Source organism: Serratia nevei (genome assembly GCF_024160145.1).
GTDB lineage: Bacteria > Pseudomonadota > Gammaproteobacteria > Enterobacterales > Enterobacteriaceae > Serratia > Serratia nevei_A.
Genome location: NZ_JAMYWQ010000208.1, coordinates 1 through 251 on the forward strand (window position 1 = coordinate 1; position 251 = coordinate 251).

Below are 251 nucleotides of genomic sequence, written 5' to 3' on the forward strand. Positions count from 1 at the left end.
CCTTATAAGACCGGTACTTCTTACTGCGTACTGGTGACTTCAACTGCAGCGCCGTCATCAGCTTCCGGACGGTTTTATGATTTAACCGATGCCCTTCCTTACGCAGAACACAGGCCACGCGGCGATATGTCAATACCGATCGAATTGTGACCCACCCTGCCAAAGTAAAACGGACCCACCCCTGATCGTGGTTACTCAGAAACTTCGGCTTGCGCCTGTTTCTTAAGTTGGCCACTTTTTAATTTGTCCTT

The 251-nt window shown here is 49.4% G+C and carries 1 pseudogene; it reads right to left on the bottom strand.

Annotated features, from left to right (window positions below):
• Nucleotides 1–127 (bottom strand): annotated as a pseudogene (locus M6G53_RS25400) (IS3 family transposase); the annotation flags it as partial.
• Nucleotides 128–251 lie beyond the last annotated feature (124 nt).